Here is a 16,844-nt window from a genome sequence, read left to right as displayed (position 1 = left end):
TGGTTCTTGTTGCCGTGCATGGAAACAGAAGAAGCGGTGTGACTGAAAGGCTGGAAACTGCAGGGGGCAACTGGCGTGACGTGTTGCTTGAATGCACCGCCAATATGGGCGTTGTTGCAAGTGCTTGCACTGGCGTTGCAACCGTTTGTGTAGTCTGTCACGCGCCTAAGGTAAGCTTCCGTCTGCGTATGACTTATTCCTCCAATGCACTGAACGCAAATTCTTCCAAATCCGCGCCCCGAAATGGTCTGGCGCGCTTTGGTCATGAGATTTGTTTGATCGCAGGGTCGCTGGGCCTGTTTTTCTGGTTGCTGGCGATGTTGAGCTATTCCATTGTCGATCCGGCGTGGTCCACCTCGGGCAGCGGCGATGGCGGCATGGTGCACAACTGGATGGGGCGCCTGGGTGCCATGGTGTCGGATGCCTGTTACTTCGGCTTCGGCATGTCGGTGTGGTGGCTTTTTTTGATTGCTGCATATACCTTGGCACGTTCCGCTTTGCGCTGGGTACGCGGTTTGAGCATGCCGGATATCTCGGTGGCCGAGCGCCTGAAATGGTGGTTTGGCGTGTTTTTGCTGGTCGGTGTGAGTTGTGCCCTGGAATGGTCGCGTTTGTACCGCTTTGAATCGCTATTGCCCGGCCATGCAGGTGGTGTGGTGGGTTACTCCTTGGGGCTTACGGGGGTGCGCTGGTTGGGCTTTACCGGCTCGGGTCTGATTGGCATTTTGCTGATGGTGGTGGCGCTGTCTCTGGTGTTCCGGTTTTCCTGGGGGCGCTCTGCAGAAAAGCTGGGTGGTTGCATCGAAGCTTTGGTGCGCCTGAATCAGCAAAAGCGTGAAAAGGTCAAGGATCTGGCAGAGGGCCGCAAGGCTGCGCAAGCGCGTGCCAAGGTGCTGGAAGAAGAGCGCATCGAAATAGAGGAGACACACCACGAGCCGGTGCTGATCATTACGCCGACTGCGCCTGCGGCGGCTCCCAGCGAGCGGGTGCTCAAAGAGCGCCAAAAACCGCTGTTTCAAGATACGCAGATGCATGAAGGGGGCTTGCCGCAAGTGGACTTGCTGGATGCGCCGCCGGTCAAGCAAGAAACAGTGTCTGCAGATACGCTGGAGATGACCAGCCGTCTGATAGAGAAAAAGCTCAAGGACTTCGGGGTCGAGGTGCGCGTGGTGCAGGCTACGCCGGGCCCGGTGGTGACGCGCTACGAAATCGAGCCTGCCACTGGGGTGAAGGGTTCGCAGGTCGTGAATCTGGCCAAAGACCTGGCACGTTCGCTGTCACTGGTGTCGATTCGTGTGATCGAGACGATCCCTGGGAAAAACTATATGGCGCTGGAATTGCCCAACGCCAAGCGCCAGTCGATTCGCCTGTCCGAAGTGCTGGGCTCTCAGGTCTACCATGAGGCCAAGAGCCTGCTGACCATGGGACTGGGCAAGGACATTGAAGGCAAGCCGGTGGTTGCTGACTTGGCCAAAATGCCCCACGTGCTGGTGGCGGGTACCACGGGTTCCGGTAAATCTGTGGGTATCAATGCCATGATCTTGTCGCTGCTGTACAAGGCAGAGGCCAAGGATGTGCGCTTGCTGATGATTGACCCCAAGATGCTGGAAATGTCGGTGTATGAAGGTATTCCACATCTGCTTGCGCCTGTGGTGACGGATATGAAGCAGGCTGCCAATGGCCTGAACTGGTGCGTGGCAGAAATGGAGCGCCGCTACAAGCTGATGTCCAAGCTGGGTGTGCGCAATCTGGCTGGCTACAACACAAAGATTGGTGAAGCCAAGGCAAAGGGCGAAATCATTGGTAACCCTTTCAGCCTGACGCCTGAGTCACCGGAGCCGCTGGATCGTCTGCCACACATTGTCATCATCATTGATGAGCTGGCCGATCTGATGATGGTGGTGGGCAAGAAGATTGAAGAGCTGATTGCCCGTCTGGCGCAAAAGGCCCGCGCTGCAGGCATTCACCTGATTTTGGCCACCCAGCGTCCCAGCGTGGATGTGATTACAGGCTTGATCAAGGCAAACATTCCGACACGTATTGCCTTCCAGGTGTCATCCAAGATTGATAGCCGGACCGTTCTAGATCAGATGGGCGCTGAAAGCCTGCTGGGCATGGGTGACATGCTTTATATGGCCAGCGGCACAGGTTTGCCTATTCGCGTGCACGGCGCTTTTGTGTCAGACGATGAAGTACATCGGGTCGTGAGTTATTTGAAGGAACAAGGCGAGCCCGATTACATCGAAGGAGTATTGGAAGCCGCTGTTTCGGAAGACGGCGGCGTCGATGGTGATGGTGGTGAAGGTGGTGAGAAAGACCCCATGTACGACCAAGCCGTGGAGATTGTTTTGAAAGACCGCAAGGCCAGTATCTCGTACGTACAGCGCAAGCTGCGTATTGGTTACAACCGCTCGGCCAATTTGCTGGAGCAAATGGAAAGTGCGGGCTTGGTGAGTTCTCTCACCAGCAGCGGTCAACGTGAAGTTTTGGTGCCTGCGCGTCCTGAATAAATAGTGGCCGCAGGTGCGGCACTAGGAAGGAACTGAAGAATGAAGAAAAGCTTAGGCGTGTTGGCTGTACTGGGTGTCTTGCCCCTGGCATCGTGGGCTGATGGCCTGCAAAGCCTGGAGCACTTTATGCGCACGGCCAAGGCGGGACAGGCGCAATTCACACAGACAGTGACATCGCCTGCAAAAGAAGGGCAGCCTGCGCGCAGCAAAACCAGTAGTGGAAATTTTGAGTTTCACCGCCCAGGGCAGTTCAAGTTCGTCTATACCAAACCGTTTGAGCAAACCATCGTCGCTGATGGCAATACGGTGTGGTTGTATGACGTGGATTTGAATCAGGTCACACAGCGCAAGCAGGCCGATGCCTTGGGGAGTACACCTGCTGCCATTTTGGCCTCTGCCAATGACCTTTCAGGCCTGCAAAAGGATTTCACCTTGAAGGCGGTGCCGGACGAAGACGGGCTGCAATGGGTAGAGGCTACGCCAAAGGCGGCCGAAGGCCAGTTGAAAAATGTGCGCGTGGGCTTTCAGGGGGAAACCTTGGCGGCCATGGACATTCTGGATGGCTTTGGTCAACGCTCGGTGATCCGTTTCAACAATCTGCAAGTTCTGCCATCGCTGCCAGCGGGGCACTTCAAGTTTGAAGTACCTGCGGGCGCGGACATCATGCAGCAGTAAACAGCTTGTATCGGCTATAAAAAAGCCCCGCTGGTTATGCCAGCGGGGCTTTTTTGGGGGGGGGAGATCTTTATGAGGTGCTGGCTCTAGACCGTATGCGATCGAGCATGACTGCAGCCAGCAAGACCAATGCCACAGGAATCAGCCAGCCCAGGCCGATGCTGCTGCCTGGAAGGTTGGTGAGCGCAGAGGGGAGAATGCTCTCAAAACCTGCAGCTTTGATGCCATCGATCAAACCGAAAATCAAGGCCACGGACATGACGGGGATGAACACGCGGCGATGGTTGCGCCACAGTTTGGATAGCAGCCCCAGGGCAATCAGTGCAATGGCTACAGGGTAGATGGTGTAGAGCACCGGGACGGCCACGGCAATCAGTTGCGCAAGACCTTGGTTGGCCACGGCTGCGCTGAAGACAGACATGACAATCACGACGGTGCGGTAGCTCACGCCCAGCAATTGGCTGAAATAGGCTGAGCAGGCGCTTACCAGGCCTACGCCAGTGGTCAGGCATGCCAGCAAAATGACAGCAGCCAGCAGCACGATGCCGCTGGTGCCAAAAGTGCGCTCCACGTAGGAAGTCAGAATCTGCACACCGCTGGCGTCTGCGGCGACGACCGTACCGCTCATGGCACCCAGATAGATCAGTGAAACATAGACCAAGCCCAGGCCGGTGGCTGCAATCAGGCCTGCCAGGATGGTGTAGCGTGTGTGCAGTCTCGAGTCGGTAACGCCAGCGGCCTTGATGGACGCGACAATCACAATGCCAAAGACCAGAGATGCCAGTGCATCCATGGTCTGGTAGCCCTGTACAAAACCCTGAGCCAGAGCAGCGCCCGAGGATGCATAAGCTGCTGCAGGGGTGGTGATGTCTCCGGCGGGGAATAGAGCGGCGGCTCCTCCCAGAATGGCCAGCACCAAAATCAGTGCTGGAGTGATGATCTTGCCGATGTTGTCCATCAATTTTCCAGGAAACAGCGAGAGAATCATCACCAGCAGGAAGTAGCCGATGGTGAAGGCCAGCAAGGCGCCGGGCGTGTTGCCGGTAAATGGAGCCATGCCGACCTCAAATGACACGGTGGCTGTGCGCGGTGTCGCAAAGAACGGGCCAATTGTCAGATAGATGGACAGGCCCATCAACGAGCCTGCCAGTTTGCCAATCGGGCTGGTCAGGGTGTCAAGGCCACCACCAACGCGCGCCAGTGCTACCACGCCTAGCAAGGGGAGCCCTACGCCGGTCAGCAAAAAGCCCAAAGCGGCAGACCACTGGAATTCACCAGCCGCCAAGCCGACGCTCGGTGGAAAAATAATGTTGCCTGCGCCCAGGAACAGCGCAAATGTCATGAAGCCGAGGGCGACGATGTCCCGCGTCTTGAGTATTTTCATGGGAAAGACCGAAATGCCTATTCACCGCTGCAGTGTTCGTGCAAGCGGGAAATTTGTTGTGATTCAAGAAACTTGCGGATCAAGGAGAGTGCTTGCTGGTTGCAAAATGGGGTGTAACCAGTAGGTTGGGAGTGTTGCCGAACGTGGATCGCAGCGCAGGCAGACGAGGCGGGCATCGGTACCATTTAAGCTTGTGGCTTGCTGGTGGAGTGACGCAATCTTCAGAGCTGGTGGTGGTAGCCATCGCGCAAGAAGTGCATAGATCCGCTGAACTACGTATTTTGCCGCATCTGAATTTCTGATATTCGGAAAACTCTCAAACAACCCTGAAAGGTGAAGTCGATTTGTCCAACGTCAAAACAGGTGGCGATACGGCCCTGCATCAGCCGTTGCCAGAACGATTACGCCCGCGCACGCTGGCAGAGGTGGTAGGTCAGCAGCATGTGCTGGGTGAGGGCATGCCATTGCGCTTGGCTTTTGAGTCCGGGCGCCCTCACAGTTGCATTCTTTGGGGGCCTCCGGGTGTGGGCAAGACCACCATTGCCCGTTTGATGGCTGATGCATTTGATGCACAGTTCATCTCCATCAGTGCAGTGCTGGGAGGGGTGAAAGATATCCGTGAGGCGGTGGAAAGGGCGGAGGCAGCGCGCAATGGGTTGATGCCGCAGCGCACAATTGTTTTTGTCGACGAAGTACACCGCTTCAACAAAAGCCAGCAAGATGCCTTTCTGCCACATGTGGAGAGCGGGCTTTTTACCTTCATTGGCGCCACCACGGAGAACCCATCGTTCGAGGTGAACTCTGCATTGCTCAGTCGTGCTGCAGTCTATGTGCTGCAAAGCCTCACACCCGCAGACTTGGCTCAAATAGTGGCCAAAGCGCAGGCGTTACAGGCTGTCCCTGCGATTGACGAAGATGCGCTGGAGCGCCTGATTGCCTATGCCGATGGTGATGCGCGCCGCCTGCTCAATACGCTGGAGACACTGTCCATTACAGCAGAGCAGGCCCAGGTGGAATCCATCACCGATGCCTGGTTGCTGCAAGTGCTGGGCGAGCGCATGCGCCGTTACGACAAAGGCGGCGAACAGTTCTACGACACCATCAGTGCCTTGCACAAATCGGTGCGCGGTTCAGACCCAGACGCTGCCTTGTATTGGCTGGTGCGCATGCTCGATGGTGGCGCAGACCCGCGTTACATGGCAAGGCGTATTGTGCGCATGGCGTGGGAGGACATTGGTTTGGCTGACCCGCGAGCCATGCAAATTGCCAACGATGCCGCAACCACTTATGAGCGTTTGGGCAGTCCGGAAGGTGAGCTGGCATTAGCGCAGGCAGTGCTGTATTTGGCGGTCGCGCCGAAGAGCAACGCGGGTTACAAGGCCTATAACCAGATGAAAGCCCTGGTTAAAACCGAAAGTACCCGCCCGATTCCGATGCATTTGCGCAACGCGCCCACCAAGATGATGAAAGACATGGATTGGGGTAAGGGTTACCGATACGCCCACGACGAAGAAGGTGGCTTTGCAGCCGGAGAGGACTACTTTCCAGAGGGGATGGAGAATCCCCGCTTTTACCAACCGGTTCCCAGAGGAATGGAAATCAAAATTGGTGAAAAACTGGAGCATTTGCGGCAATTGAATGCGGCTTCGCCTCAGCAGCGCAAGCCATGATTGCAGTCGTATGAGCAGTTCTTGTTGTTGCATTGCAACAAAAAGCTTGGGTGTTTGAGTTGGCGATTTTCTCGCTTCATATCGGCACTGAGAAGCGATACATGAGAAGAGTTGGTGCTCACGTCTTGAGAGTCTGTTACAGGGTCTGTCATGAGACTGTCATAAAAATTTAATTAAATCTTCATGGCTTTGTCATGGAAAATCCCGGCAGATGCATGCGGGCTGAGTGTTTGGCTAGCATGCAGCCTATTCATTGTTGATGGCTTGCATGAAAGGCGTCGGCTGCGGGCGACGTCGGTGTGTTTGCCGGATACGCAAAGATTTTTTTGCTGCCTGCACGTTGATTGCGTGTGGGTTGTCCACTTTTATTCGCATTATTCCTTTAAGGAGCGTTCATGCTGTTTGGCAAGCTCTTGCCGCGCGAAGGCAATTTTTTCGTAATGTTTGATCAACATGCCGAGCGCATTGTTGAGGCAGCACGTGCTTTTTCTCAACTGGTGGCGAACTACAACGATCCCCATTTGCGTGAAAAGTACATCAATGATGTGGATAGCGCCGAGCTTGCTGCTGATCGCGTGACCACCGAAGTGAGCAGAACGCTGCACCAGACATTCATCACGCCCATCGATCGTGAACACATCCATAGCCTGATCAACAGCATGGATGATGTGGCGGACCTGATTCAGGACTCGGCGGAGGCCATGGCGCTGTATGACATTCGCACCATGACCGAGGAAATCCACCGTCTGGCGGACTTGAGTCTCAAATGCTGTGAGCGCCTGCGTGACGCCGTCAAGCTGCTCAACCACCTGGCAGACCAGTCTACAGTGGATGCTGCACTCAAGACGTGCGAGGAAATTGACCGTCTGGAATCGGATGCCGACCGTGTGCTGCGTGCTGCAATAAGCAAGCTGTTCCGCGAAGAAGAGGATGTGCGTGAGCTCATCAAGCTCAAAGCCGTGTATGAGTTGATGGAAACCATCACCGACAAGTGCGAATTCGTGGCCAACATCATCGAGGGCATCGTCCTCGAGAACTCCTGATTGAACGGCACAGGGAATCCTGAACATGGAAACCGTACAAGCCGCTCTGTGGGTGGTCATTTTGTTGGTGGCGATGGCGCTGGTGTTCGACTTCATGAATGGTTTTCATGATGCGGCTAACTCCATCGCAACCGTGGTCTCAACCGGTGTGCTCAAGCCCACGCAAGCCGTGGTCTTTGCAGCATTTTTTAACTTTATCGCTATCTTCGTCTTTCACCTGAGTGTGGCTGCGACAGTGGGTAAAGGAATCGTGAATCCGGATATTGTGGACACCCATGTGGTGTTTGGTGCTCTGGCTGGCGCCATCGTCTGGAACCTGATCACTTGGTATTACGGCATTCCCTCTAGCTCCTCACACGCTTTGATTGGCGGCATTGTGGGTGCTGTGATTGCCAAGGCAGGCACAGGATCGCTGATTGCCAGCGGTATCTTCAAGGTGGTAGCGTTTATCTTCATCTCGCCGATGTTGGGCTTCTTGTTCGGATCGCTGTTGATGGTGGCGGTGGCTTGGATTTGTCGCCGCTCCCGCCCCAGCAAGGTAGACAAATGGTTCCGCCGCTTGCAACTGGTGTCTGCGGGTGCGTATTCTTTGGGGCATGGCGGTAACGATGCCCAGAAAACCATCGGTATTGTTTGGCTCTTGCTGCTGGCAACCGGCTATATGAGCAGTGGCGAAACATCGCCGCCCCTGTGGGTGATCGTGAGCTGTTACGCTGCGATTGGCATGGGTACGATGTTTGGTGGCTGGCGTATCGTGAAGACCATGGGTCAGAAAATCACCAAGCTCAAGCCAGTTGGAGGTTTCTGTGCGGAAACCGGTGGTGCCATCACCTTGTTCACTGCCACCATGATGGGTGTGCCTGTCTCGACCACGCACACCATTACAGGCGCGATTGTGGGTGTGGGCTCCACGCAGCGCATGAGCGCGGTACGCTGGGGCGTCGCAGGCAATATCGTCTGGGCCTGGATCCTGACCATTCCTGCCAGCGCGTTTGTGGCTGCAATTGCTTACTGGATAAGCCTGCAGTTGTACTAAGCAGTTTTCCCATGGGGCTGACAGCTTCCACACAAAGGACTTCGATGCGAAAAGGCTTCGAAGTCCTTTTGCTTTTGGGGCTTGTTTGGAGACTGGGTGTAGAGCCGCATCTACTGTGAAATTTTGCGTGCTTCTTCGATCTGGTATTCAAAGTAATGCTGGAAGCTATAGGCCAAGCTGGCCATAAGCACCGCTGCACCAATCATCAAGGCCAGGGCGATAGCGCCAATGGTGAACCAGTTGGTGGCGCCTGGCTGTGCATCTTGCTTGGCCTGGGGATTGAAGCAGCTGTTCCATTGTTCCGGGCTGCGCAGGCCATACACAATCGCCACCAGTGCACACGCAGCAATCGTGAAGCCCAATAGTGGAATCAGCAACCAACTGAGCTGATCATCCTGACCGAACTGCTGCATGCGCTGTATACCGTAAAGGCCAAGCGCAGTAGGAACAGGAAGTAGCCAGCCTAAAGTGTCGCCCAGTCCGTACAGATAGAAGCGATGCAGACCCAACGGCCCTCCGATGAAGGCCAGCCATGCAGCGGTCGTCTTGTTTTTCATGCGCCCATTATTCGGGAGAGCTGCGGTCTCCCGCACCTAGGGACTTCTCCATCATTACGACATCCAGCCAGCGGTCAAATTTCCAGCCGACGCTGCTCAAAGTGCCTGCATGGGAGAAGCCAGCGCCGTGATGCAGGGCAATGGAGCCGGTGTTGGCACTGTCGCCAATCACGGCGATCAGCTTGCGCACACCAACTGCTTCGCACTCATTGCACAAGGCGTGGAGTAAGGCTTTGCCAATGCCTTGTCCTCGGGCGGCATCAGCAATGTAGATGGAGTCTTCAGCGGAAAAGCGAAATGCCGGGCGGGGTTTGAACCAGTTGGCGTAGGCGTAGCCCAGGATCGAGCCGTCAGCACTTTCTGCCACCAGCCAAGGCAGGTTTTTGCTCAAAACGTCTTGGCGCCGGGCTGACATATCCGCCAGTGTGGGTGGTTCGATCTCAAAAGTCCCCGTTCCATGCAGAACGTGATGGCGATAAATAGCGGTAATAGCCGGCAGGTCCAAAGGCTCGCTTGCACGAACAGTAGGCATAGAAATAAGAAACCTATATAATCTACGTTTTCGGCGTGTCGCTGGCCGGGTGGCCATGTCGCGTGTCTCAAACGTCGTGAAAAACTCTTGCAGCAAATTTGCTGCGACCACCCGAAGGATAAATCATGGTCGTTATTCGACTCTCCCGTGGCGGCTCCAAGGCACGTCCATTTTTCAATCTTATCGCTGTTGACAAGCGCGTTCGTCGTGACGGCGAGTGCATCGAACGTCTGGGTTTCTACAACCCTAACGCTCGCGGCGCTGAAGAAGGCCTGCGCGTTGCGCTGGACCGCGTTGCTTACTGGAAGAGCGTTGGTGCTCAAGCTTCCGACACTGCTGAGCGTCTGATCAAGCAAGCTGCTGCTAAGGCTGCTGCTTAATTAGCACTCTCATAGAAAACGGGTTCCGTTGGCTAGTCTGACGGAACCCGTTTTTTCTTTTCTCTGCTTTTTGTAGATTTCCATGAGCCACATGCCTGAACTTGAATCCGCTGCGCTGCCTGAAGATGCCGTGGAGGTAGGACGGATTGCGGATGCTTGGGGGGTGAAGGGATGGTTCAAGGTCATTGCGTACAGCGCCGACCCTGAGGCATTGTTCACTGCCAAGCAATGGTTTTTGCTGCCTGCTGAAAAAGGTGCAAAGAATTTTGTAGGTACGGTGCTGCTGCCAGTCAAGCAAGCTCGCCCTCATTCGGACACCATTGTTGCGACATCTCCCGCTGTGCCAGATCGCAACGCGGCCGAAGCATTGAGGGGGGCACGCATTTTTGTAGCACGTGAACATTTTCCCAAAACGGATGATGGTGAGTACTACTGGGTCGATCTGATGGGCTTGCAAGTACGAAACCGTGAAGGCCTGGATCTGGGAGTAGTCAAAGATTTGCTGGCGACCGGCCCGCAGACAACCTTGGTGCTGGGCTACGAAGAAGATGGCAAGGAGCGTGAGCGCTTGATTCCATTTGTGGATGCTTACATCGACAATGTGGATCTGCAGGCCAAGACCATCATTGCTGACTGGCAAACCGACTACTAAATCTTGCCTTGGCAGGCTGTGCTTCCATGCGTTTTGACATCATTACCCTGTTTCCCGAAATGTTTGCTCCATTCCTTGAGAGTGGAGTAACACGCCGCGCTTATGGTTCGGGGCAGGTCGCGGTGCATTTGTGGAATCCTCGTGAGTATGCTGAGGGAAATTACCGCCGAGTGGATGACCGTCCCTTCGGAGGAGGCCCTGGCATGGTGATGATGGCGGAGCCGTTGCAGCATTGCATGGAGGCCATCTGTGCTGCACGCGCCGAGGTCGGGGTACTTGAGCCGACGCCTGTTGTGCTGTTTTCGCCGATTGGTACCACGCTAAAGCATGAGGTGGTGGCGCAATGGGCAGACAGCCAGGGGGCCATCTTGCTGTGTGGTCGCTACGAAGGTATTGACCAGCGCTTCATTGATAAGCATGTCACACATCAGCTGAGTCTGGGTGACTTTGTTTTGTCGGGGGGAGAACTGGCTGCGATGGTGATGCTGGATGCCATCACGCGTTTGCAGCCTGGTGTGCTCAATGATGAAGGCAGTTTTCAGCAGGACAGCTTCAACCCGGCGCTGGATGGCTTGCTCGACTGCCCGCATTACACACGTCCCGAAGTCTGGGAAGGGCAAGAAGTGCCACCAGCATTGCTATCGGGGCACCACGCGAATATCGAGCGCTGGCGCCGCGACCATCGCTTGCGTATTACCAGCCAGTACCGCCCTGAGCTGCTGGAGCAAGCGCGCGCCAAGGGGCTGCTGGATGCCAAAGACGAAGGGTTTTTGGCAAAAAACGCAGGCAAGCTATAATTACCGGTTCTTCGATCCTATATCCGGCCGCTGCATCGGTTTGAATGCAGCCTACGCCTCAATCCCGAGGCTTGCCAATCCTGGCGCGGACACGATCGATTTGGATGAAATCATGAATCTGATCCAGACTCTTGAGCAAGAAGAAATTGCTCGCCTGAACAAGACCATTCCTTCTTTCGCGCCTGGCGACACCGTGATCGTGTCCGTGAACGTGGTTGAAGGTTCGCGCAAGCGTGTACAGGCCTATGAAGGCGTGGTGATCGCTAAGCGTAACCGTGGTCTGAACAGCGCGTTCACCGTGCGTAAGATCTCTTCCGGCGAAGGCGTGGAGCGTACATTCCAGACTTACTCTCCTTTGATCGCCAAGGTCGAAGTGAAGCGTCGTGGTGACGTGCGTCGTGCCAAGCTGTACTTCCTGCGTGAGCGCAGCGGCAAGTCGGCACGTATCAAGGAAAAGCTGCCACAACGCGTTAACAAGACTGTTGCTGCAGCAGCCGAGTAATACGCGTCTGCCTTTTCAGGCAAAAGCCGCTACAGTTCGCTGTGGCGGCTTTTTTTATGCCGACGGAGATGCTTTCTTGTCTTCCCCTTCAGTCCCTCTGCGGTCCGCTTCATTGACCGCCAGTATTCCCAACTTTGACCCCCGCAAAGTACCCATTGTGGGGACAGATCAGCATTTGCCGGACGTGCCTTTGCAGGGGCAAACACCGCAAGCTTTGCGCGCACGTTTTGCACGACCGCCTGTATGGCAACCGGAGGTGCGCAAGGAAGGACAGTTCGTTGAGCGTATGCCCGTGCAGGCAGCTGTTTTGGTGCCTTTGGTGTTGCGCCAGGAGTTGACGGTTTTGCTGACACAGCGCACGCAGCAGCTGTCCACGCATTCGGGGCAGGTGGCCTTTCCTGGCGGCAAGAAAGATCCTGAAGACAAAGATGTAATCGCCACCGCTTTGCGCGAGGCTGAAGAAGAGGTCGGGCTTGAAGCGGCGCAGGTGGAGGTGTTAGGCAGCTTGCCGGTTTATGAAACTGGCACTGCCTTTAGCGTTACCCCTGTAGTGGCTTTGGTGCAGCCAGATGTAGCGCTCAGACCTAATCCCTATGAAGTGGCCGATGTGTTTGAGGTGCCGCTGCGATTTTTGCTCAATCCAGCCAATCACCAACGCCACCGCTTGCAGTGGCAGGGCTGGGAGCGGGAGTGGTTTTCCATGCCTTATGACGATGCAGGGCGTGAGCGTTATATCTGGGGAGCCACTGCTGGAATGCTGCGTAATTTCTACCATTTCATGGCCGCCTGAACAAACTCCAAGGCTTTGCGGTGGCCTTGCGAATGCTTGCAAGTATCATCAAGGTATGAGTTTCTTTGCCATCTTGCTTGCCTTGTTGTTGGAGCAAGCCCGACCGCTGTCACGAGATAATCTTGTGCATGCTGGTGTGCGGGCCTGGTCCGTGTCTGTGCGTCGCAACTTTGATGCAGGTCGAGAACACCATGGCTGGGTAGCCTGGGGGCTGGCCATCATTCCTCCCATGCTGCTGGTGCTTGGTTTGTACTGGTTGCTGATGCGCTGGGTAGGCTGGCCGGTGGCCATGCTCTGGAATGTGGGTGTGCTGTACGTCACGCTGGGATTTCGCCAGTTCAGTCACCATTTCACACGCATTCGTGATGCGCTTGACAATGGTGATGAGCAGGCCGCTCGCGAAGCTTTGGCCGATTGGCGCCAGGTGGAAACTACGGAAATTCCGCGCAGTGAAGTGGTGCGCCATGTGATCGAGTATTCGGTGCTGAGCGCACACCGTCATGTGTTTGGTGTGCTGTTCTGGTTTGCGTTGCTGGCCGCTTTGGGGCTGGGGCCTGCCGGGGCTGTGCTTTACCGCCTGGCAGAGTATCTTTCGCGCTACTGGTCGCGCACATCCATTGGAGGTGCTGCGCCTGTGAGTGAGCGCTTGCAGCAATCGGCCAAACAAGCATGGGTGGTGATTGACTGGTTGCCAGCCCGCATGACGGCACTGAGTTTTGCCGTTGTGGGCAGCTTTGAAGATGCGATTGATGGCTGGCGTTTCCACACCAAGCATTTCCCGAATGACAACGATGGTGTGATTCTGGCTGCCACGGCAGGCGCCATTGATGTGCGTCTGGGTGGAGAGGGTCTGAAGATGCGTGACAACGTCGAAATTGCGCCGATTTACGACGATGAAGACACTTGGCAAGAACCCGGCGTAACCCCTGGCCGAGAAGCGGAGATTGGTCACTTGCGTTCGGTTGTGGGCTTGGTCTGGCGCAGTGTGGTGGTATGGATGCTGTTGCTGGCGCTGCTGAGTTTGGCGCGTCTTCTGGGTTAATTGCCTGATTGCCTGCTAATTTGTCTCCTGCAAAAAAGCCTGCTGTTTGTTCAGCAGGCTTTTTTGCTGCTTTGATGATGGGTGAACGGCTTGAGCTTCGCTATCAATATTTGTATCCAGCGTTGAGCTCTTCAAACAACTCGGTGTAAATGCGGTAACGGTTGGGATGAATGTAGTGTGGGCTGCCCTCGTTATCGACCTGTGCCATCACCGCGCAGCCAGGCTCGTGCAGATGCGTGCAGTTGTAGAACTTGCACTGGTCAGCCAGGGCGCCAATATCTGGCATGCATTTAGGCAGGTCAGTCGCCGAAATATGGTAGAGGCCAAACTCCTGGAAACCGGGGGAGTCAATGATGGCGGTCATGCGCTCAGCGTCCATCCAGTACCAACTGGTGGTGGTTGTGGTGTGTTTACCTGTGTTCAGGACGCGGGAGATCTCGTTGGTAGCGGCTTGTGCGCCTGGCACCAGCAGATTGATCAACGTGCTTTTGCCCACCCCAGAGGGGCCGAGAACAAAGGTGCGTTTGCCATCAAGCAGAGCCATCAGTGCTTCTTTTTGTTCGGGGTCGTCGCTCGTGAGATTCAGCGGAATGATGGGGTAGTGCTCACTGCCGTCGTCGTTGAGGATGCTGCGGTAAGCCTCCAGACGCTGCCAAGCCATGGCAAATGGCTCTTCCAGGTCGTACTTATTCAGTGCAATGATTGGGGTGATGCCTGCATCTTCGGCGGCAATCAGGGCTCGGGCCAACTGGCTTTCCGAGAACACAGGTTCGGCTGCAATCACGATCAGCACCTGATCCAGATTTGCGGCAAAGGTCTTGGTGCGGATTTCGTCCTGACGGTACAGCAAATTGCTGCGCTCCAAAACTTTTTCAATCGTGCCTTCCTCGCCCTGACCGGGGGGCGGTGCTTGCCAGAGCACGCGGTCACCCACGACCGCCTGGCTTTTCTTGCCGCGAGGGTGGCAGATGCGGCGTTCACCATCGGCGGTCTCGATGATGCAGTGGCGACCATGGCTGCCGACAACCAAACCTTCCGTGGAGGCTTGTTCCGAGACGATGGCGGCTTTGCTATGTCTGCGGCTCATGCAGCGCTTTCTGAGGTTGGGTGGGGCAGTGGCATCCTTGCGAGTCGTTCCACGGCAGGGGGATGTGAATAGTAATAGCGGGCATACACCGGATCAGGGGTAAGGGTGGATGCATTGTCTTCATAAAGCTTGAGCAATGCACTAGCCAAGGCGCCACCATTGGCTTGCTCTAAGGCATAGGCATCAGCCTCGAATTCGTCGCGGCGAGAAAAGTGCGCCATCAGGGGCGCAATCCAGAAGGTAAAAACTGGCATGGCAAGCATGAACAGCAGCAAGGCCAGCGCGTTATCGTGCGCAGGCATGCCAAAAGCCTTAGCGGTGCTCGGGGTCACGCCCAGGCCGGTGTAGAACCATACTTGCTGTGACAGCCAACCCAAAATGGCAAAGCCCAGCAGACTCAGTAGCAACATGCCAATCATGCGCTTGGTGATGTGTTTGTGTTTGAAGTGCCCCAGTTCGTGGGCCAGCACGGCCTCCACTTCATCAGCGCTCAATTGTTTGAGCAGCGTGTCGTAGAAGACTACACGTTTTGAAGCACCAAAACCCGTGAAATAGGCGTTGGCATGGGCAGAGCGGCGACTGCCATCCATCACAAACAGGCCTTTGGCTGCAAATCCGCAGCGCTGCATCAAAGCGGTGACCCGGTTTTTGAGGCTTTCGTCGGCCAGCGGTTCAAACTTGTTGAACAGCGGAGCAATGAAGGTGGGGAATATCCACATCAGCAGCAGCTGAAAACCGGTCCAGATACCCCAGGCCCATAGCCACCACAAACTGCCAGTAGCACCCATGAACCACAGAATGGCCCAGGCAATGGGCAGGCCAATCATGCTGGCAAGCAGGGTGGATTTGAGTAAATCTCCCAGCCAGATGGAGAGTGTGCTTTTGTTAAAGCCAAAGCGTGCTTCGAGAACAAAGGTCTGATAGCGCGAAAAAGGCAGCTCCAGCAGACCAGAGATCAGTGCAAATGTAGCCAGCAGGAGCAGTTGCTGGGACATCCCCGGATCGATCCAGTGCAGCAGCAAGTGGTTGAGCGTGCTGAGGCCGCCCAGCAAGGTCCAGCCCAGCAAAATGACGGTACCCCATGCCATGTGCACCAGCCCAAAGCGCGCCTTGGCCAGGGTATAGTCTGCCGCCTTTTGATGGGCTGCCAGTGAGATATGGCTGGCAAAAGCGGTGGGAACTTGCGAGCGATGCTGTGCGACATGGCGCACCTGGCGTGTGTTGAGCCAAAGTTGCACCAGCAAGTGCAGAGCCAATGCAAGTGCAAAGGCTAGAGTCAGCACCATCGAGGGGGAAAGAACATTTGTTGTCGGCATTGGCGGCGAGTGTAGGCGACAATTTACGGATGTCTCCAGCCTCCTTCTCTGAAACCCCTGTGTTGCCCAAGTCTGATTTCAATCTGGTGTGGCTAGATTGTGAGATGACCGGCTTGAATCCTGAGCGTGAGCGCATTATCGAAATTGCCGTGGTGATCACCAACGCCAATTTGGATATTCGCATCGAAGGCCCAGTGTTCGCCATTCACCAAAGTGATGAATTGTTGAATGGCATGGATGCCTGGAACAAGGGGACGCATGGGCGCAGTGGCTTGATTGACCGTGTGAAAGCATCTCAAGTGGATGAAGCCCAGGCGGAAGCTGCACTGATCGCCTTTTTGGGCAAATACATTCCCAAAGGGAAAGTGCCACTGTGCGGCAACAGCATTGGTCAGGATCGACGCTTCCTTGCGCGTTACATGCCCAAGCTGGAAGCCTATTTCCACTATCGCAATGTGGATGTCAGCACGCTTAAAGAGTTGGCCAAGCGCTGGAAGCCTGAGGTGGTGAGCAGTTTCAAGAAAGCGCAGCGCCATACGGCATTGGCAGATGTGATGGAATCCATTGATGAGTTGCAGCATTACCGGCAACACTTTTTGGTGGAGCCAGCAGCGCAAGTAGCAGAACAAGTCCCTAATATTTGAATAAAAATCACGGGCATGCGATAATAATCGTCTTGCCATGAGAGAGCGGTCCACATTACAGCGACTGCTTGGCAATTTGCGCATCTCCCATCACTCACCGGGCACCGACACCCGCACGCCGGGCTGCTTTTTACAGTAGCCAGCGCTGCCGAATACGACAGCCCACCGTTTCCACCATTGTGGAACGCATTGTTTGACGGTTGATGTTTCCCTAACCGTCATGAAAG

Annotated in this window: 17 protein-coding genes; 12 read left to right on the top strand and 5 right to left on the bottom strand. The window is 55.4% G+C overall.

From position 1 onward, the window contains the following. Positions 1-188 precede the first annotated feature (188 nt). Entirely contained in the window at positions 189-2,510 is a 2,322-nt protein-coding gene (locus tag QEP11_RS02370) for a DNA translocase FtsK (protein WP_284334969.1), read from the top strand. A gap of 39 nt (positions 2,511-2,549) precedes the next feature. After that, a complete protein-coding gene (gene lolA / locus QEP11_RS02365; protein ID WP_284334968.1) occupies positions 2,550-3,185 on the top strand; it encodes an outer membrane lipoprotein periplasmic chaperone LolA in 636 nt (211 codons plus the stop codon). Between the two features lie 70 nt (positions 3,186-3,255). On the opposite strand, the gene brnQ is transcribed toward lolA, so the two are convergent. After that, positions 3,256-4,569: a branched-chain amino acid transport system II carrier protein gene (brnQ, locus tag QEP11_RS02360; protein WP_284334967.1), complete on the bottom strand. Its 1,314-nt coding sequence runs from the start codon at positions 4,567-4,569 to the stop codon at positions 3,256-3,258. Positions 4,570-4,913: 344 nt separating this feature from the next. On the opposite strand from brnQ, the gene QEP11_RS02355 reads away from it, so the two are divergent. The 3 genes from QEP11_RS02355 (at position 4,914) to QEP11_RS02345 (ending at position 8,318) form a co-directional block, all read left to right on the top strand. Next, the gene (locus QEP11_RS02355) at positions 4,914-6,239 is read left to right on the top strand and encodes a replication-associated recombination protein A (protein WP_284334966.1); all 1,326 of its coding nucleotides are present in this window, start codon (positions 4,914-4,916) and stop codon (positions 6,237-6,239) included. Between the two features lie 395 nt (positions 6,240-6,634). Then, on the top strand, positions 6,635-7,282 hold the full coding sequence (locus QEP11_RS02350) for a DUF47 domain-containing protein (RefSeq protein ID WP_284334965.1): 648 nt from the start codon (positions 6,635-6,637) through the stop codon (positions 7,280-7,282). 25 nt (positions 7,283-7,307) lie between these two features. Beyond that, positions 7,308-8,318, top strand: a complete 1,011-nt coding sequence (locus QEP11_RS02345; protein ID WP_284334964.1) for an inorganic phosphate transporter — start codon at positions 7,308-7,310, stop codon at positions 8,316-8,318. A 110-nt stretch (positions 8,319-8,428) separates the two neighbouring features. Here QEP11_RS02345 and QEP11_RS02340 read toward each other — a convergent pair whose 3' ends face one another. Then, positions 8,429-8,875, bottom strand: coding sequence for a TM2 domain-containing protein (locus tag QEP11_RS02340; RefSeq protein ID WP_284334963.1), 447 nt, complete (start codon positions 8,873-8,875; stop codon positions 8,429-8,431). A 7-nt stretch (positions 8,876-8,882) separates the two neighbouring features. Continuing rightward, positions 8,883-9,407, bottom strand: coding sequence for a GNAT family N-acetyltransferase (locus tag QEP11_RS02335; RefSeq protein ID WP_284334962.1), 525 nt, complete (start codon positions 9,405-9,407; stop codon positions 8,883-8,885). 125 nt (positions 9,408-9,532) lie between these two features. On the opposite strand from QEP11_RS02335, the gene rpsP reads away from it, so the two are divergent. The 6 genes from rpsP to QEP11_RS02305 all read left to right on the top strand — a co-directional run bounded on the left by rpsP (position 9,533) and on the right by QEP11_RS02305 (position 13,570). Further along, on the top strand, positions 9,533-9,787 hold the full coding sequence (gene rpsP / locus QEP11_RS02330) for a 30S ribosomal protein S16 (protein ID WP_284334961.1): 255 nt from the start codon (positions 9,533-9,535) through the stop codon (positions 9,785-9,787). Positions 9,788-9,869: 82 nt separating this feature from the next. After that, a complete protein-coding gene (gene rimM / locus QEP11_RS02325; RefSeq protein WP_284334960.1) occupies positions 9,870-10,439 on the top strand; it encodes a ribosome maturation factor RimM in 570 nt (189 codons plus the stop codon). A 26-nt stretch (positions 10,440-10,465) separates the two neighbouring features. After that, complete coding sequence (trmD, locus tag QEP11_RS02320) at positions 10,466-11,236, top strand: tRNA (guanosine(37)-N1)-methyltransferase TrmD (protein ID WP_284334959.1); 771 nt, start codon at positions 10,466-10,468, stop codon at positions 11,234-11,236. 112 nt (positions 11,237-11,348) lie between these two features. Then, on the top strand, positions 11,349-11,738 hold the full coding sequence (gene rplS, locus QEP11_RS02315) for a 50S ribosomal protein L19 (protein ID WP_284334957.1): 390 nt from the start codon (positions 11,349-11,351) through the stop codon (positions 11,736-11,738). 76 nt (positions 11,739-11,814) lie between these two features. Continuing rightward, positions 11,815-12,528, top strand: coding sequence for a CoA pyrophosphatase (locus QEP11_RS02310; RefSeq protein ID WP_284334956.1), 714 nt, complete (start codon positions 11,815-11,817; stop codon positions 12,526-12,528). 55 nt (positions 12,529-12,583) lie between these two features. Next, entirely contained in the window at positions 12,584-13,570 is a 987-nt protein-coding gene (locus QEP11_RS02305) for a CobD/CbiB family protein (protein WP_284334955.1), read from the top strand. A gap of 103 nt (positions 13,571-13,673) precedes the next feature. Here the strand turns inward: QEP11_RS02305 and rsgA are convergent, their stop codons facing one another. Together rsgA and QEP11_RS02295 are read right to left on the bottom strand one after the other, a co-directional pair. Beyond that, on the bottom strand, positions 13,674-14,657 hold the full coding sequence (gene rsgA, locus QEP11_RS02300; protein ID WP_284334954.1) for a ribosome small subunit-dependent GTPase A: 984 nt from the start codon (positions 14,655-14,657) through the stop codon (positions 13,674-13,676). Further along, on the bottom strand, positions 14,654-15,973 hold the full coding sequence (locus QEP11_RS02295; RefSeq protein ID WP_284334953.1) for a M48 family metallopeptidase: 1,320 nt from the start codon (positions 15,971-15,973) through the stop codon (positions 14,654-14,656). The genes rsgA and QEP11_RS02295 overlap by 4 nt, the downstream gene beginning before the upstream one ends. A 29-nt stretch (positions 15,974-16,002) precedes the next feature. Here QEP11_RS02295 and orn point away from each other — a divergent pair, with 29 nt between their 5' ends. Further along, a complete protein-coding gene (gene orn / locus QEP11_RS02290) occupies positions 16,003-16,617 on the top strand; it encodes an oligoribonuclease (RefSeq protein WP_284334952.1) in 615 nt (204 codons plus the stop codon). Positions 16,618-16,844 lie beyond the last annotated feature (227 nt).

Source organism: Comamonas halotolerans, assembly GCF_030162935.1.
GTDB lineage: Bacteria > Pseudomonadota > Gammaproteobacteria > Burkholderiales > Burkholderiaceae_C > Comamonas > Comamonas halotolerans.
The sequence above is the reverse complement of the archived record's forward strand: the minus strand, read 5'-3'. Positions and strand labels throughout refer to the sequence as shown.

Bases quoted from the DNA above. Each gene is read 5' to 3' on its own strand.
- QEP11_RS02370 (WP_284334969.1), top strand. From the start codon at position 189: ATGACTTATTCCTCCAATGCACTGAACGCAAATTCTTCCAAATCCGCG.
- lolA (WP_284334968.1), top strand. From the start codon at position 2,550: ATGAAGAAAAGCTTAGGCGTGTTGGCTGTACTGGGTGTCTTGCCCCTG.
- brnQ (WP_284334967.1), bottom strand. From the start codon at position 4,569: ATGAAAATACTCAAGACGCGGGACATCGTCGCCCTCGGCTTCATGACA.
- QEP11_RS02350 (WP_284334965.1), top strand. From the start codon at position 6,635: ATGCTGTTTGGCAAGCTCTTGCCGCGCGAAGGCAATTTTTTCGTAATG.
- QEP11_RS02345 (WP_284334964.1), top strand. From the start codon at position 7,308: ATGGAAACCGTACAAGCCGCTCTGTGGGTGGTCATTTTGTTGGTGGCG.
- QEP11_RS02340 (WP_284334963.1), bottom strand. From the start codon at position 8,875: ATGAAAAACAAGACGACCGCTGCATGGCTGGCCTTCATCGGAGGGCCG.
- QEP11_RS02335 (WP_284334962.1), bottom strand. From the start codon at position 9,407: ATGCCTACTGTTCGTGCAAGCGAGCCTTTGGACCTGCCGGCTATTACC.
- rpsP (WP_284334961.1), top strand. From the start codon at position 9,533: ATGGTCGTTATTCGACTCTCCCGTGGCGGCTCCAAGGCACGTCCATTT.
- rimM (WP_284334960.1), top strand. From the start codon at position 9,870: ATGAGCCACATGCCTGAACTTGAATCCGCTGCGCTGCCTGAAGATGCC.
- trmD (WP_284334959.1), top strand. From the start codon at position 10,466: ATGCGTTTTGACATCATTACCCTGTTTCCCGAAATGTTTGCTCCATTC.
- rplS (WP_284334957.1), top strand. From the start codon at position 11,349: ATGAATCTGATCCAGACTCTTGAGCAAGAAGAAATTGCTCGCCTGAAC.
- QEP11_RS02305 (WP_284334955.1), top strand. From the start codon at position 12,584: ATGAGTTTCTTTGCCATCTTGCTTGCCTTGTTGTTGGAGCAAGCCCGA.
- rsgA (WP_284334954.1), bottom strand. From the start codon at position 14,657: ATGAGCCGCAGACATAGCAAAGCCGCCATCGTCTCGGAACAAGCCTCC.
- QEP11_RS02295 (WP_284334953.1), bottom strand. From the start codon at position 15,973: ATGCCGACAACAAATGTTCTTTCCCCCTCGATGGTGCTGACTCTAGCC.
- orn (WP_284334952.1), top strand. From the start codon at position 16,003: ATGTCTCCAGCCTCCTTCTCTGAAACCCCTGTGTTGCCCAAGTCTGAT.